This is a genomic window from Halomonas sp. DP5Y7-2 (assembly GCF_019802025.1).
GTDB lineage: Bacteria > Pseudomonadota > Gammaproteobacteria > Pseudomonadales > Halomonadaceae > Halomonas > Halomonas litopenaei_A.
Window position 1 is genome coordinate 139,504 of the sequence record NZ_JAHVHY010000011.1, and the last position, 17,982, is coordinate 157,485.

The 17,982-nt window shown below is 63.1% G+C and carries 4 protein-coding genes; 2 read left to right on the top strand and 2 right to left on the bottom strand.

The window, feature by feature from the left end; translation table 11 throughout:
- The first annotated feature begins 13 nt into the window (after positions 1-13).
- A complete protein-coding gene (locus KUW18_RS19290) occupies positions 14-727 on the top strand; it encodes a transglutaminase-like cysteine peptidase (RefSeq protein ID WP_222562159.1) in 714 nt (237 codons plus the stop codon).
- A 45-nt stretch (positions 728-772) separates the two neighbouring features.
- A complete protein-coding gene (locus KUW18_RS19295; RefSeq protein ID WP_222163153.1) occupies positions 773-2,701 on the top strand; it encodes a LapD/MoxY N-terminal periplasmic domain-containing protein in 1,929 nt (642 codons plus the stop codon).
- Positions 2,702-2,851: 150 nt separating this feature from the next.
- Here KUW18_RS19295 and KUW18_RS19300 read toward each other — a convergent pair whose 3' ends face one another.
- Complete coding sequence (locus tag KUW18_RS19300) at positions 2,852-3,184, bottom strand: tryptophan synthase subunit beta like protein (RefSeq protein WP_206938103.1); 333 nt, start codon at positions 3,182-3,184, stop codon at positions 2,852-2,854.
- A 182-nt stretch (positions 3,185-3,366) separates the two neighbouring features.
- Positions 3,367-17,979, bottom strand: a complete 14,613-nt coding sequence (locus KUW18_RS19305; protein WP_315900695.1) for a VCBS domain-containing protein — start codon at positions 17,977-17,979, stop codon at positions 3,367-3,369.
- Positions 17,980-17,982 lie beyond the last annotated feature (3 nt).

The window sequence follows — 17,982 nt, forward strand, 5'->3', positions numbered from 1 at the left end:
CCCGGACCCTGTCATGACCTCACCCGCGTCGACCGACGCCTCTGTATCCCGCCGCAGCGTGCTGCGCTGGCTGGGACTGGGCACTGCGAGCCTGCTCGGCGGCGGCCTGCTGTCGACAACTGAGCCGGCGGGTGCCGCTCTGGACCACGCCAGAATGCGCTCGGCCATGAGCGCAGAATTTGGCGCTCAAGGGGTGCAGGTGCTGGAGGAGTGGCTAAGCCTGATCAACCGACTCAGGGGTGCCGATATCGCGACTCAGCTGCGCGAGGTCAACGACTTCTTCAATCGCAAGGTTCGCTGGCTCGAGGACCGCACCATCTGGCGCCAGAGTGACTACTGGGCCACCCCGCTCGAGTCTCTCGGACGCGGCGCCGGCGACTGCGAAGACTATTCCATTGCCAAGTACGTCACGCTCAAGGAGCTGGGCATCCCGGTCAGCAAACTGCGCATGATCTACGTACGTGCCAGGCTAGGACGTAGCCAGATTACCCAGGCCCATATGGTCCTGGGGTACTACGAGACACCAAGCGCCGAGCCGCTTATCCTCGACAACATTGCCGCCAGCGTTTCTCGTGCCAGCCTGCGAACCGACCTGGACCCGTTATTCAGCTTCAATAGTAGTGGCCTGTGGGCAGGAGGCTCCACGCAGTCGCGTGCAGACCCTCTGGCCCGACTTTCGCGCTGGCGTAATGCGATTGATCGCATGCGCCGACAAGGGATTCAATAGCCCAATGCCCTATCTTCCGCTTCACGCTTATCTAGAGACGCCGCCATGTCGTTGATCAAACAACTCTGGCTCGCCATCATCGTCATCCTGCTGATCGCTCTGGGCGGCAGCCTGCTGGTGGCCGTGACCGGCAGTCGTGCCTATATCGAACAAGAGCTCGAGATCAAGAATACCGACAATGCCAATGTGCTGGCGCAAGCCATAAGCAATGCTCCCAATCAGGATCTGGTGGGCATTGAACTGATGATCTCGGCGCAGTTCGACACCGGTTACTACCGCAAGCTGCAGCTAGTCGACGGCGAAGGACGACCGATCATTCAGCGCGTCTCGGAAGTGGCGGAAGACCATAGCGTTCCCGGCTGGTTCCGCCAGCTGATCTCCTTCGATGTGCCCAGCGGCACCGCCGCGGTGCAGGACGGCTGGACCCTGCTCGGCACCCTGGAGGTGGACAGCACCCACGCCTTCGCCTATCAATCGCTGTGGCAAAGCACGCTGCGCATGGCCGGCTGGTTCGTCGCCGCCGGTGCACTGAGTCTACTGATCGCCTATATGCTGGTGCGTCACATCAGCCGACCGCTCAAGACCGTCACGCGTCAGGCTCACGACATTGGCGAGCGCCGCTTCACCATTGCTCCGCTACCGCGCACGCTGGAACTGCGCGAGGTGTCGGAAGCGATGAACCGTCTGTCGGAAAGCGTGCGTGAGATGCTGGAGCGTGAAAGTGAGCAGATCGACCGACTGAGGCGGCAACTGCTGCACGATGCCATCACCGGCGCCCTGACCCGCGACGCCTTTATCGACCGGCTCAGCTACAGCCTGGAGCAGGACGGCGAGTCCAGCTACGGCATCATTGCACTGATTCGTGCCACCGACCTGGCCGCGCTCAACGAACGCCGCGGCCACCTGCACACCAACGCCGTGCTCAGCGACCTGTGCCAGCGCCTGACGGCCATCGCCGATGCCCATGGTGAAGGTTATGTGGGCCGCCTCAATGGCAGCGACTTTGCCCTGCTGCTGTGCGGCAACGTCGATGAAGCCTGGGCACGCGAGCGCCTGAGCGACAACCTTTCCGCTCTGGCCGAACAGAATTCACCGGTGCTGCGTCTGCCCGCTGCTCTTGGCACCTATCATCATGGTCAAAGCCGCACCACGCTGATGTCGGCATTGGACGGCGCCTTGTCCATGGCCGAAACACGCCCCGGCCAGGCCATTGAAACCTGCCGCCACGCCGAGCAGGCCGCTCTTTACCATAGCCGCGCCGAATGGCGTTCCGCCCTGGTCGAGGCCATGGAGCACGGCGTCCTGCTGGGCCAGTACCCGGTACTGGACCGCCAGGGCAGCCTGCTTCACCACGAAGCGCCGGCACGCCTCAATATCAAGGGCGAGTGGCGCCAGGCGGGCACCTTCATGCCCTGGATCGCACGTCTGCGCCTGCATGACAGCCTCGATATCCGGGTCATCGATACTGCGCTTGAGACCATTCACCACCACCGTCAACCGCTCGGCATCAACCTATCCCACGCTGCCATCACTCAACCCAACGTGGTCATTGCCCTGCAGCAGCGACTGAGTGCGCGCCCAGACTCGGCCCCCTTCCTATGGATCGAGGTGCCAGAATCCATTGCCCGGGCCGACCTGGAGAGCTTCCGCTACCTGTGCCAGTCGCTGGCGCCCTTCGGCTGCCACCTGGGCATGGAGCATGTCGGTGCCGCCTTCCGCCAGCTCGGTGACCTGCGCGATCTTGGCCTGTCCTACATCAAGATCGATGCCACCCTGTGTCGAGGTGTCTCCCACCGTCCAGAGCAGCAGACCATCCTCAGGGGCATGGCAACGCTGTGTCATTCGCTGGCGATCAAGGCGATTGCTGAAGGTATCGATGAAGACGAGGACATCGAGACCCTGTTCGAGCTAGGCCTCGACGGCGTGACCGGTCCCGCCGTCTCGGCCCGTGCGGATGCGGCGTCAGGGCGATAGACGGCTCGTCGCAGTGCCATCGAAGGCCTGACTACACGCAGGCCTTGCTCTGACAAACGGACAGCACAAAGCCACCAGAGCGCACAACACCACTAGGCTGCAACAACAAGGCCACCTGAAAAGGTGGCCTTGTTGTTGCGTACGGCGCTGTTAAATCAGAGGGTCGTCATCGCCGCCCACCAGGTCCACGTCGTTGTAGCGACGACGCAGTGACTGGCGATCCATGATCTTGCGACGCGCCGCCTCAGGGAGATCGGTAAAGCTGATCACCCCCTTGTCCATCAGCAGGTCCAGCACATCCTCAAGTACCCGCACAAACGCCAGATCAGACGCGTGAAACTGCGACTGCTCATGGCGCGGGCTGCCGTCAGACAGGAATGCCAGCAACTCCTGGTCATCTGGTGCCATGAACTCGTCGCAGATAGCCGTTGGCTCTCGGCTCACGCAGACAAGCTTACCTTCCCCGTCACGCTGGACGTACATGCCGCTTTCTCCCTGTTCTTCGTTGATCGAGCATATATCAACTTTCTCTTGTGCCCCAGCACCTGACCTCACTCTGCAGGGGCGCTGCTCGATTCTCGTTAGGGCCCCACGGATGGGGCCCCCTCGACCTGCAACTACTGACGACTGTTGACTACCCCGTCGTCTCCCGCCCACTGGCGTGATCAGACGTCCAGCTGTCCCTGGTTCAGCAGCTGGGTCAAGAAGTCCTCGCCCGACTGCCCTGACATGCTCGCCCCTTCCAGGGTAATCAACTGATCGGCATTGGCATTATCGCCAGCCAGCCCACCGTCGCTCTTGATGTACAGCACCACGTCATCACCGTCCTGCTCAGCGTGGATGAAGTCGTTCAGCGACTGCTGATCATCACTTGCATCGAAGCCTTGCAACAGATCGCTCAGATCCAGCACATCGGCCTCCGGATCGGTGCCAGGCGCCGTGCCCGCCGCCGCAACATGGAAGTCCGCGATCACGTCATCGGCGGCGGCGCCTGCCTCGCCCTGGTCACCCAGGACCCAGGCGAAGGTGTCGGCACCGAGTCCACCCAGCAGCAGGTCGTCACCCGCACCACCCAGCAGCAGGTCATCGCCATCCTCACCGTGCAGGGTGTCATTGCCGCCCCCGCCGATCAGCACGTCGTCACCGTCACCGCCTGTCAGGGTGTCGGCGCCACCATCCTTGCGGCCGCTATCGAGCAACGCCTCATAGTTGCTGCGAATGTAATCCATGATCTGATCCTGATCAGGATCGCTACCGCCGTTTTCGGACCATTTCAGGAACTCGAACAGACCCGAGAAGCCCAGACCATCATGTTCACCGGCAGCAAACACCTTGCCGCTACCATCGGTCCACTCCAGGTGGTCGGTGTTGACGGTGTCACCAAAGATGATGTCGGCACGGTCCGTGCCATCGAGCGTGTCATCGCCAAGGGCCGCCAGCTTGTCGAAGGAAGACCCGCCGTTGAGTACCGCTTCCAGTTCTTCTGCCGTGTTGACGATGGAGGCCTCGCCCACCGGAGCTGTCGGGTACTCATAATCCCTGATGGTGATGTCATCGAGCCGGATCCAATCCTGCGCGCCACTGCCGTTATAGACATCCAGAACGATACGATAGACACCGCTTTCCAGAACCCCTGTCTCGAACGTCGACCAGGAAGTGCTTTGGCCACCTCGGCCGGAATGGACTGTATTCCAGCCACCTTGACCGTCCGACTGCTGCACGAAGTATTGGAAGTTGTCTGAACCGCCGTAGGCATCCGTCTGATAGCGGAATTGAAGGGTAGAATAGCCGTGCTCTGGCGCTTCAAGGGTGAAGGCCCTGCTCGTCGCTACCGCTCGTCCCGAGTTACCCCCGGAGAAGACATCCGTCAGGGTCAGGTAGCCTCCACCAACGGTCAACACACCGGAGCTGTCACCGGACTTCGTCCAGCCCGTCTGGGTATCCAACGGGCTATCGCTACCAGAGAAGTCCACCAAGCCGCGGCTTCCGGTGAAGGAGGCCGAGGAGTAAGGAATCACCTGGCTGACGCCCGTCACATCGGTGTTATCAAAGAAGCGCAGCACGTCCTCGTTGATCCCCGAACCGATACCGATGGCCTCGACGCGACTGATGGCGGACAGGCCCTCGAAGGCTTCCAGCGCGTTGTTGACCTCGTTGAAGCCGGTATCCCTACCATTACCTCCGGTACCACCGCTATCGGTGACGTAAAAGGTCGGCAAACCATCGGTCAGGAAGTACGTCAGGTTGTCGTAGCCGTTCGCCGCAGACTGCTCCTCGAGCCATCCCTTGGAGGCATCGAAGGCCGCCTCGTAGTTGGTACCACCTCCCGAGTTGCGCGAGCCGTCGACACTATTGATGTAGTCGACGATGCGGTCGACTTCGCTGTCTGACGAGCCAAGGTCCAGGGTCTGGGTAAACCGCGCCCCGGTATCAAAGTCGACCACCTGCAGATTGATGATGCCGTCAAAGTCCGCCAGCTGCTCCACCAGGTTGGCCAGCGCCTGCTTGGCCAGTTCCATGCGCGACAGGCCCTGCGTGCCCGAGCCAGCGCTCATGCTGCCGGAGCTGTCGAGGATCAGCGATACGTTGTAGTTCTGGGCCGGATTGATGACGGTGAACTTGCCTCCGCCGTCGCCGATCATGACGTCGCTGCCACCGCCACCGGTCACGCTGTTGTCGGAGTTATCACCGACAAACAGCTGATCCGGAGCGCTGACTTCCAGGGTCAGACTGCCGCTGGCGGTATCTCCATCCCCGTCGATACCCGACAACCCAAGCTCGATATCGAAGGCATTGCTTGCCTCACCCAGGCGATAGTCCATGTCTCCCAGCACGAACGGGACCGCGCCACCGCCGGTGACTTCGATGCACTCCATGCCGCCTTCCGGGCTCAGCACGAATGACCAGCCATCCTGCATGCCATCCAGCACCAGTCGGCCCGCACCGTCGACAGTGATGCCAACCTGGCTGGTCACATCGGTGCCCGTGTGGTCGACGATACGAACATCGTCCGCGGTCAGACGGAAGTCACTGCTCGCCCCTTGGGCCGGTGAGCCACCGCCCGCACCGTCTGCCACATAGTCGATGGCAGCAACGGTCACCACGGCCTTCGCATTATCCCCATCGACGTGGATGGTCTGGCGCACTTCAGCTACGCGCTCATGCCCTTGCCAGCTCGGCTCTCCCACTCCTGAGAATGCCAGGCTGTCCAGGAAGCTGATGCGAATAGCCTCATTGAGTTCGATCCCCGTACTGAGGCCGCCGGCCACACCAATTCCGCCCTCAAGCGGCACGATGCCGACGCCATTGGGCGTCGAGTACAGGACATCGTTGTCAGTTTCTAGGTCCTGATAGTTGGCGCCGTGGTAGCGCACGACACCCGAGAGATCCAGATCCGACACTTCCGCACGCTCGGTGCGCCCGTTGCTGACGTCGCCATCGCTGACCTCGAGACGGTAGCTGTCGCCCGCAGCGTCCAGCACCACGCTGAAGCCGACGGTGCCATCCGCCGTCACAGCGTCAAGCTGAGAACCGTCAGCGGACATGCGATAGGTCAACGCTTCACCTTCAAAGTACAGCGGCTGACCATCGGTGTCCGTGGCGACCTGGCCATCCATGCCAGCAAACACCACATTGGATACGCCATCTGCCCCTGCGGCGTCGGCAAAGTCGATGCTGCCACCGCCGCCATCCCTCAGGGTAGCGGTCTGCGCCGTGAACGCCTCAGGGCTGTCGTCATTGATCAGCACCTGGAGCGCCCCATCGGCAGAGCTGCCGTCACCGTCGGTGACGCTGTAGCCGATCTTGAACGCCAGGACATCCTCGCTCTCACTGTCAGGATGATCCAGCGGCTGATGCAGGGTCACTTCGTAGGCACCGCTGGCGACGTCCGTCAGCGCCACGCTCAGCACCAGGGCCCCGGAGGCATCACGGCCTGTGAGCGTACGTCCATCGTTGCTCAGGCCATAGCTGACCGGCTCCCCGCCAGAGGATACGTTCGGCAGTCCCGACAGGCTCCAGGCAAAGGCGTTCTGGCTGGCAGCACCATCCGCGCCGAAGGAATATCCCAATGTACCGCTGACCACGGTGGCCTCACCCGCCAGGTCACCGACGCCGCCAGCGATACCGCCCGGCAATCCGTCTTCATCGAGCAGCGCCTTGTCGATAGCCCCCTCAGGTCGAGAATCCGCTGCCACATTGACGGTCAAGGTGGCCTCGCTGGTATCTCCATCGGCGTCGACGATGGTGTAGCGAATGACGACGGTTCCCTCGACCCCAGGTCCTGGCGTGAAGGTCAGTTCTCCGGTGCTACTGTTCACCGTCACCCGACCGGCAGACTCATGTCCAGGCGCCAGTGCAGCCGACTGCAGTACAGCACCATCGGCTCCGCCAATGTCATTGGCCAGCACATCAACGGTGACCGCGGTGTCCTCTGCCGTGGCGGCCGTGTCATCCACCGCCTGCGGCACGTCATCCACAATATTGATGCTGATGCTGGCACTGGCGGTATTGCCGTGGGCATCGGTCACGCTGTAGGTGAAGGTCTCCTGGGCGGTCAGCGTGTTGCCGCCATTGTCCGCCTGGCTCCCGGTCACAGCGCTGGTCAACGTATAGGTAAAGGAACCATCGCTGCTGATCACCAGTACGCCATGATCCCCCTCGATCCGCGCTTCGGTGTAGCTCAGGTCATCTCCTTGGGCATCGGTTGCACTCAGCTGCCCGGACACGCTGTGACTACCGCTACCGGCATCGCTACCAGCGGCAAGACCGGCCTCGCTGACCGTTGCTGTTGCTTGATTGGCGGTCGGGGAACCGTCCGTCACCACAAACTTGACGTTGGTCTGACTCGTGTCGCCGTCGGCGTCACGAATCACGTAGGTCACCACTTCTTCATAGCTGGCGTTGGCTTCCGCGGTGTAGGTATAGCTACCGTCGGCATTCCACGTCAGCTGGCCACGCAGCCCGCTGGTATCGATCGACACCACCTCGGCACCATCTGCGCCCTGCACGTCGTTGGCCAGCAAGCCATTGTCGGCCGTGGTCGTCAGCGATGTGCCTGACTGCAGCGCGGCCGGTGTGTCATTGACGGCCTGCGGTACGTCATCAATCACATCTACGGTGATGGTGCCGGTTGCCGAGTTGCCCTGGCTGTCGGTGACGGTGTAGGTGAAGCTCTCTGCATCGTCCACCGGGTTGTCGGAGGACGTCACTGGCTTGGTCAAGGTGTAGGTGAATGAGCCATCGGCACGGATCACGATGTCTCCGTACTCCCCTTTGATGGTCTCCGCCTTGAAGGTCAGCGTGTCGCTCTGGGGATCCGTCGCGACCAGCTGCCCGGTGACCGTCGCCGAGCCATTCCCCGCCTGGGAGCCGCCGTCAAGGCCTGCTTCGTTGACCTGCACGTTGCTGGGCTGAGTGCTCGGCACGCCATTCTCAACCTGGATGGTCAGCGTAGCTTCGCTGGTATCACCATCGGCGTCCGTAATGGTGTAGCGCACCACTTCGGTGTAGCTGCCGGACTCCGTCGCGGTGTAGACGAAGCTGCCGTCGGCGTTCCACTCGAGGCTACCTTGCAGCGAGGAAAGGTCTACCGCCGTCACTCTGGAGCCATCCGCTCCCTGATCATCATTGGACAGCAGTCCTTCGGTGGCGTCTTTCGACACAACCTGCGAGGACTGCACACCGTCGACGCGATCATCGGCAGCAACAGGCGCGGTATCCAGGATCTGGATATCTAGGCTATCGCTGGCGGTATCGCCTTCATTGTCGGTCACCACGATCGCGAAGCTGTCGACGATATTGTCGTTGGCCGCGTTGTGCTCGGCCGGGCCCCCGGTCTCGGTGTAGCTGTAGCTGAACTCGCCCGTCGCGGCATCGAAGCCGGTGATGGTCAGGCTGCCCTGTCCACCGTTGTTGGGGATGCTCACCGGAGTGGTGAAGTCCGCTCCGACCAGCTCCACACCGCCGATGGTCACGCTGGCCACACCCGCACTGCCGCCCACGGTGAAGGTGCCGGTGACGGTATCGCCGCTGTCCTCTTCCACGCTGTTGTCGGCGCCGGTCACGTTCCCGTCGCTGTCGGTCACGGTAATGGTAGGCAGGTCATCTTCCTGGCCGTTGATGGTCAGGGTCAGAGTGGTGCTGCTGGCGTCGCTGTCGGCGTCGGTCAGGGTGTAGGTAAACACCTCGGTGACCGACTCGCTGCCGTCCAGCCCCTGTACCGCCGGGTTGGTGTTATCCAGCGCGTAGCTGTAGCTGCCATCGGGCGCGATGGTCAGGGTGCCGTACTCGCCCTGGATCACCAGCTGACCATCCGCATTGGTGGTGGCGGTGTTGCCGCTGGCGTTGTCGCTAGTCACCGCGGTGACCGTGGTGGCATCGGCTCCCAGGGTGTCGGCACCGGCATCATCTGCAGCGCCGTCAATGACGTTGCCAGAGACGGAGGCGGTGTCTTCGGTAATGGCGTTAACGTCGGCCACGGCCTGCGGTGCGGTATCCAGGATCTGGATATCCAGGCTGTCGCTGGCGGTGTCACCTTCGTTGTCGGTCACCACGATCGCGAAGCTGTCGACGATATTGTCGTTAGCCGCGTTGTGCTCGGCCGGGCCGCCGGTCTCGGTGTAGCTGTAGCTGAACTCGCCCGTCGCGGCATCGAAGCCGGTGATAGTCAGGGTTCCCTGGGTGCCCGTGGTGATGACCACAGGGTTCGCCTGGGTGGCGCCGGTGACATCAATGCCAGCCACCGTCACACCCGCAATGCCTGCACTGCCGCCCACGGTGAAGGTGCCGGTGACGGTCTCACCGCTATCCTCTTCCACGCTGTTGTCGGCGCTGGTCACGCTCCCGTCGCTGTCGGTCACGGTGATGGTGGGCAGGTCATCTTCCTGGCCGTTGATGGTCAGGGTCAGAGTGGTGCTGCTGGCGTCACTGTCCGCATCGGTCAGGGTGTAGGTAAATACCTCGGTCACCGACTCGCTGCCGTCCAGCCCCTGTACCGCCGGGTTGGTGTTATCCAGCGCGTAGCTGTAGCTGCCATCGGGCGCGATGGTCAGGGTGCCGTACTCGCCCTGGATCACCAGTTCACCATCCGCATTGGTGGTGGCGGTGTTGCCGCTGGCGTTATCGCTGGTCACCGCGGTGACCGTGGTGGCATCGGCTCCCAGGGTGTCGGCACCGGCATCATCTGCAGCACCGTCAATCACGTTGCCAGAGACGGACGCCGTGTCTTCGGTGATGGCGTTAACGTCGGCTACGGCCTGTGGTGCGGTATCCAGGATCTGGATATCCAGGCTGTCGCTGGCGGTATCACCTTCGTTGTCGGTCACCACAATCGCGAAGCTGTCGACGATATTGTCGTTGGCCGCGTTGTGCTCTGCCGGACCCCCGGTCTCGGTGTAGCTGTAGCTAAACTCGCCTGTCGCGACATCGAAGCCGGTGATGGTCAGGGTGCCCTGGGTGCCCGTGGTGATGACCACAGGGTTCGCCTGGGTGGCACCAGTGACATCAATGCCAGCCACCGTCACGCCCGCAATGCCCGCACTGCCGCCCACGGTGAAGGTGCCGGTGACGGTCTCACCGCTATCCTCTTCCACGCTGTTGTCGGCGCCGGTCACGTTCCCGTCGCTGTCGGTCACGGTAATGGTGGGCAGGTCATCTTCCTGGCCGTTGATGGTCAGGGTCAGAGTGGTGCTGCTGGCGTCGCTATCCGCGTCGGTCAGGGTGTAGGTGAACACCTCGGTGACCGACTCGCTGCCGTCCAGCCCCTGGACCGCCGGGTTGGTGTTATCCAACGCGTAGCTGTAGCTGCCATCGGGTGCGATGGTCAGGGTGCCGTACTCGCCCTGAATCACCAGCTCACCATCCGCATTGGTGGTGGCGGTGTTGCCACTGGCGTTGTCGCTGGTCACCGCGGTGACCGTGGTGGCATCGGCTCCCAGGGTGTCGGCACCAGTGCCGCCAGACACCACGTTGCCAGACACAGACGCGGTGTCTTCGGTGATGACGTTCACGTCGGCCACGGCCTGCGGTGCGGTATCCAGGATCTGGATATCCAGGCTGTCGCTGGCGGTGTCACCTTCGTTGTCGGTCACCACGATCGCGAAGCTGTCGACGATATTGTCGTTGGCCGCGTTGTGCTCTGCCGGGCCCCCGGTCTCGGTGTAGCTGTAGCTGAACTCGCCCGTCGCGGCATCGAAACCGGTGATGGTCAGGGTTCCCTGGGTGCCCGTGGTGATGACCACAGGATTCGCCTGGGTGGCGCCAGTGACATCAACGCCTGCCACCGTCACACCCGCAATGCCTGCACCGCCGCCCACGGTGAAGGTACCGGTGACGGTCTCTCCGCTGGCCTCCTCCACGCTGTTGTCGGCACCGGTGACGTTCCCGTCGCTGTCGGTCACGGTAATGGTAGGCAGGTCATCTTCCTGGCCGTTGATGGTCAGGGTCAGAGTGGTGCTGCTGACGTCGCTGTCCGCGTCGGTCAGGGTGTAGGTAAACACCTCGGTGACCGACTCGCTGCCGTCCAGCCCCTGGACGGCCGGGTTGGTGTTGTCCAGCGCGTAGCTGTAGCTGCCATCGGGCGCGATGGTCAGGGTGCCGTACTCGCCCTGAATCACCAGTTCACCAGCCGCATTGGTGGTGGCGGTGTTGCCGCTGGCGTTGTCGCTGGTCACCGCGGTGACCGTGGTGGCATCGGCTCCCAGGGTATCGGCACCGGCATCATCTGCAGCGCCGTCAATGACGTTGCCAGCAACGGACGCGGTGTCTTCGGTAATGGCGTTCACGTCGGCCACGGCCTGCGGTGCGGTATCCAGGATCTGGATATCCAGGCTGTCGCTGGCGGTGTCGCCTTCGTTGTCGGTCACCACGATCGCGAAGCTGTCGACGATATTGTCGTTGGCCGCGTTGTGTTCTGCCGGGCCGCCGGTCTCGGTGTAGCTGTAGCTGAACTCGCCCGTCGCGGCATCGAAGCCGGTGATGGTCAGGCTGCCCTGGCCACCGGTGTTGGGGATGCTCACCGGAGTGGTGAAGTCCGCTCCCACCAGCTCCACACCGCCGATGGTCACGCTGGCCACACCCGCACTGCCGCCCACGGTAAAGGTGCCGGTCACGGTATCGCCGCTGTCCTCCTCCACGCTGTTGTCGGCGCCGGTCACGTTACCGTCGCTGTCGGTCACGGTGATGGTGGGCAGGTCATCTTCCTGGCCGTTGATGGTCAGGGTCAGGGTCGTGCTGCTGGCATCGCTGTCGGCGTCGGTCAGGGTGTAGGTGAACACCTCGGTGACCGACTCGCTGCCGTCCAGCCCCTGGACGGCCGGGTTGGTGTTATCCAGCGCGTAGCTGTAGCTGCCATTGGGCGCGATGGTCAGGGTGCCGTACTCGCCCTGGATCACCAGCTCACCATCCGCATTGGTGGCGGCGGTGTTGCCGGTGGCGTTGTCGCTGGTCACCGCGGTGACCGTGGTGGCATCGGCGCCCAGGGTGTCGGCACCGGCATCATCTGCAGCGCCGTCAATGACGTTGCCCGACACGGAGGCGGTGTCTTCGGTGATGGCGTTCACGTCGGCCACAGCCTGCGGCGCGGTATCCAGGATCTGGATATCCAGGCTGTCGCTGGCGGTATCGCCTTCGTTGTCGGTCACCACAATCGCGAAGCTGTCGACGATATTGTCGTTGGCCGCGTTGTGCTCGGCCGGCCCCCCGGTCTCGGTGTAGCTGTAGCTGAACTCACCCGTCGCGGCGTTAAAGCCGGTGATGGTCAGGGTTCCCTGGGTGCCCGTGGTGATGACCACAGGGTTCGCCTGGGTGGCACCGGTGACATCAATACCTGCCACCGTCACACCCGCAATACCTGCACTGCCGCCCACGGTGAAGGTGCCGGTGACGGTCTCGCCGCTGGCCTCTTCCACACTGTTGTCGGCGCCGGTCACGTTCCCGTCGCTGTCGGTCACGGTGATGGTGGGCAGGTCATCTTCCTGGCCGTTGATGGTCAGGGTCAGGGTGGTGCTGCTGGCGTCGCTGTCGGCGTCGGTCAGCGTGTAGGTAAACACCTCGGTGACCGACTCGCTGCCGTCCAGCCCCTGAACCGCCGGGTTGGTGTTGTCCAGCGCGTAGCTATAGCTGCCATCGGCTGCGATGGTCAGGGTGCCGTACTCGCCCTGGATCACCAGCTCACCAGCCGCATTGGTGGTGGCGGTGTTGCCGGTGGCGTTGTCGCTGGTCACCGCGGTGACCGTGGTGGCATCGGCGCCCAGGGTGTCGGCACCGGCAGCATCTGCAGCACCGTCAATGACGTTGCCAGAGACGGACGCGGTGTCTTCGGTGATGGCGTTAACGTCGGCTACGGCCTGCGGCGCGGTATCCAGGATCTGGATATCCAGGCTATCGCTGGCGGTGTCGCCTTCGTTGTCGGTCACCACGATCGCGAAGCTGTCGACGATATTGTCGTTAGCCGCGTTGTGCTCTGCAGGGCCTCCGGTCTCGGTGTAGCTGTAGCTGAACTCGCCCGTCGCGGCATCGAAGCCGGTGATGCTCAGGCTGCCCTGGCCACCGGTGTTGGGGATGCTCACCGGAGTGGTGAAGTCCGCTCCCACCAGCTCCACACCGCCGATGGTCACGCTGGCCACACCCGCACTGCCGCCCACGGTGAAGGTGCCGGTGACGGTCTCGCCGCTGTCCTCTTCCACGCTGTTGTCGGCACCGGTCACGTTCCCGTCGCTGTCGGTCACGGTGATGGTGGGCAGGTCATCTTCCTGGCCGTTGATGGTCAGGGTCAGGGTCGTGCTGCTGGCGTCGCTGTCGGCGTCGGTCAGGGTGTAGGTGAACACCTCGGTCACCGACTCGCTGCCGTCCAGCCCCTGAACCGCCGGGTTGGTGTTGTCCAGCGCGTAGCTATAGCTGCCATCGGCTGCGATGGTCAGGGTGCCGTACTCGCCCTGAATCACCAGCTGACCATCCGCATTGGTGGTGGCGGTGTTACCGCTGGCGTTGTCGCTGGTCACCGCGGTGACCGTGGTGGCATCGGCTCCCAGGGTGTCGGCACCGGCATCATCTGCAGCACCGTCAATCACGTTGCCAGAGACGGAGGCGGTGTCTTCGGTAATGGCGTTAACGTCGGCTACGGCCTGCGGTGCAGAATCAACGACGTCGACGGTCACCTGGGCCGTGGCACTATCACCGTCAGCCTCGGTCGCAACAACTCCGATGCCGCTAATAGAAAGCGAGTTCGCCAGCGCATCGGCCACCTCATGCGGGAGGGCCTCGCTGAGTTCAGCGGTAACCCGCACGATGCCGTCCTCACCCGCTTCCACTGACGCTGGAGCAGCAAGGGACAGGGTCACCGCGACAGCAGTGCTACGACCCAAGCGGCCTTCGAGCTGGCCATTCGCATTCGCTGTCCATACCAGCGTCTGCCCTGGCTCCAGCCCAGCGGTGGTAATGCCTGACACGCTGCCGTCTGTTGCAATATTGGCAAACCTGAAACTGGTCAGGTTGTCGCTGCCTGCAGTGAAGGTCAGCACGCCAGAGTCCTGCTCTGCGCCGCCGATCGTACCCACTTCGTCCAGCGTAAGATCCAGGCTCTCGGTTGCCGGATCATCGTCCCCACTGGTGACGGTGACCGTCGGGCCAGTACCGTCGGTGACGTTGACGGTGTGGCTGTCGCTGGCGGTATCACCATCGCTATCGACGGTCTCGATAGTGAAGTTGATCGACGGGCTCTCAGCCTGGTCGAGGTTGTTGTTGGCCTCGAAGGTCCAGTTGCCATCGCGGCCAACGGTCAACACGCCTTCGGCGGTATTGAAGGTCACGACGTCGGTGTCGGCGTCGCCCAGTGTCAGCGTCTCGCTGCCCACGCTTACGGTCACGGTGGCGCCATCGGCACCGGCATCGGTGGTCCAGCTGCCTTTGACGCTCTGGCCTTCCACCACTGTCGCGGTACCCGGCTCAGTGGAGTCGCCAATCTGCAGCGTCGGCTGATCGTCCGCCACCGTCACGCCCACATTGGCAGACGTACTGGTGCCGTCGGTGTCGGTGCCGACCACGGTGATGCCGCTGATGGTCAGTGCATCAACGCCATCGGCGTGGACCAGGCTGTCGGCCAGAGTGGCCGTCACGGTCACTACCGCGGACTGGCCAGCCGTGACCGAGCCGTTATTGTTCAGCGTCAGAGTGATGGCCGGCTCGCCACCAGCTTCGGTACGCCCTTCCAGCTGACCGGCGGAGTTCAGCGTCCAGGTCAGGGTGCCATTAAGGCCATCCACATCAATATTATCTGTGCTGCCAAAACCGATGGAGGCAATGGCATCGCTGCCCGCCGTAAAGGTCAGGCTAGCTACGTCCGTTGAGGAAGCGTCGCCTTCGGTGTCGGCATCATCCAGGGACACGGCGGCGTTGGTGCTCGCCGGATCGCTGTCGGTGACGGTGACCGTCGGGCCAGTACCGTCGGTGATGGTGACGGTGTGGCTGTCGGAGGCGGTATCACCATCGCTATCGACGGTCTCGATGGTGAAGTTGACCGACGGGCTCTCGGCCTGATCGAGGTTGTTGTTGGCCTCGAAGGTCCAGCTGCCATCGCGACCAACGGTCAACACGCCTTCGGGGGTATTGAAGGTCACGACGTCGGTGTCGGCGTCGCCCAGTGTCAGCGTCTCGCTGCCCACGCTTACGGTCACGGTGGCGCCATCGGCACCGGCATCGGTGGTCCAGCTGCCATTGACGCTCTGGCCTTCCACGACTGTTTCGGGAGCATCGGTAATGGCGATTTCGGGCTGACCGTCCGCCACGCTGACCGAGACGCTTGCCTCGGTGCTGGTGCCGTCGGTATCGGTACCGACCACGGTGATGCCGCTGATGGTTAGTGCATCGACGCCATCAGCGTGGGCCAGGCTGTCGGCCAGAGTGGCCGTCACGGTCACTACCGCGGACTGGCCAGCCGTGACCGAGCCGTTATTGTTCAGCGTCAGAGTGATGGCCGGCTCGCCACCAGCTTCGGTACGCCCTTCCAGCTGACCGGCGGAGTTCAGCGTCCAGGTCAGGGTGCCATTAAGGCCATCCACATCAATATTATCTGTGCTGCCAAAACCGATGGAGGCAATGGCATCGCTGCCCGCCGTAAAGGTCAGGCTAGCTACGTCCGTTGAGGAAGCGTCGCCTTCGGTGTCGGCATCATCCAGGGACACGGCGGCGTTGGTGCTCGCCGGATCGCTGTCGGTGACGGTGACCGTCGGGCCAGTACCGTCGGTGATGGTGACGGTGTGGCTGTCGGAGGCGGTATCACCATCGCTATCGACGGTCTCGATGGTGAAGTTGACCGACGGGCTCTCGGCCTGATCGAGGTTGTTGTTGGCCTCGAAGGTCCAGCTGCCATCGCGGCCAACGGTCAGAGTGCCTTCGGTCAGGTCGAAGGACACCGTGGCATCCGCTGCGCTACCCAGAACCAGGGAGTCACCTCCCACGGTCACGGTAACGGTGGCACCATCGGCACCGGCATCGGTGGTCCAGCTGCCATTGACGCTCTGGCCTTCCACCACTGTTGCGGTACCCGGTTCAGTAGAGTCGCCGATCTGCAGCGACGGGCCATCATCGGTGATAGCAATACTGATACTGGCCTGACCACGGGTACCGTTATCGTCCGTCACCACCAGCCCCACCGTTTCAGTGAAGCCGCTACCGGTGGCGCCGTCCTGGCTATCGTTGTCGACGCGGGTATCCAGGGTGTAGCTGTAGCTTACCGTACCGCTGGCAGCATCTCCGTCGAAGCCGGTCAGGGACAGGCTGCCATAGGCCGTGTCGACCACCACCGGATTGGTCGTAGACAGACCTTGCAGCTGGTTCAGCGTCAGTGACTGATCCCCTACCTGGACGCTAGCCACACCATCCACGCTGGTGAAGGTGAAGCTGCCGCCGCGGGTCAGCGCAGTGCTGTCTGCCGCACTGCCATCCGCCAGGTTGGCTTCACTGACCTGGACGTCGCCACCATCGGCCGCCAAGCCGCTCAGGCTCACGCCATCATCGGCGGCGGTGACCGTGATGGTCAGTGTCGCCGGGGAGGTGTCGCCGTCGGCATCGGTCAGGGTGTAGGCAAAGGTCTCGGTCAGCGTTTCGTCGCCGCTAAGCGCCTGCACACGGGCATCGCTGTTATTGAGCGTATAGCTCCAGCTGCCATCGCTGTTCAGGGTCAAGGTGCCAAACTCGCCTGTGGCGCTGGGGCTATCCAGAGCGACCGTCGCAGGCTGCGCTGTGGAACTGTCGGCACCGGTCGTGTCATTGGCCAGCACATTGCCAGAGATGGCCTGTGCAGTGTCCTCGGCCACGCTAGCACTGTCATCGCTCGCCGACGGCGCATCATCAGCAATGGCAATACGAAGACTGCCGCTGGACGCGCTACCGTTATCATCCGTCACCACCAGCCCCACCGTTTCGGTGAAGCCGCTATCGGTGGCGCCGTCCTGGCTATCGTTGTCGACGCGGGCATCCAGGGTGTAGCTGTAGCTCACCGTGCCGCCGGCAGCATCTCCGTCGAAGCCGGTCAGGGACAGGCTGCCATAGGCCGTATCGACCACCACCGGGTTGGTCGTGGACAGACCTTGCAGCTGATTCAGCGTCAGTGACTGATCCCCTACCTGAACGCTGGCCACACCATCCACGCTGGTGAAGATGAAGCTGCCGCCGCGGGTCAGCGCAGTGCTATCTGCCGCACTGCCATCCGCCAGGTTGGCTTCACTGACCTGGACGTCGCCACCTTCGGTGGCCAAGCCGCCCAGGCTCACACCATCATCGGTGGCGGTGACCGTAATGGTCAGCGTCGCCGGAGAGGTGTCGCCGTCGGCATCGGTCAGGGTGTAGGCAAAGGTCTCGGTCAGCGTTTCGTCGCCGCTAAGCGCCTGCACACGGGCATCGCTGTTGTTGAGCGTATAGCTCCAGCTGCCATCGCTGTTCAGGGTCAGGGTGCCAAACTCGCCTGTGGAGTTGGGGCTATCCAGGGCGACCGTCGCGGGCTGCGCTGTGGAGCTGTCGGCACCGGTCGTGTCATTGGCCAGCACATTGCCAGAGATGGCCTGTGCAGTGTCCTCGGCCACGCTGGCACTGTCATTCACCGCCACCGGGACGTCGTCCTGTACCTGGATGGTCAGGTCGGTGGAGGCTTCGTCGCCGTCGCTGTCAGTCGCCGTAATCGCGAACTGATCCGCCAGGTCATCGCTGCCGGTGCCCTGGCTGGTGTGATCCTGGGTGCTGCCGTCGAGGGTGTAGCTCCAGCTGTAGTCGCCATCTGCTCCCACGCT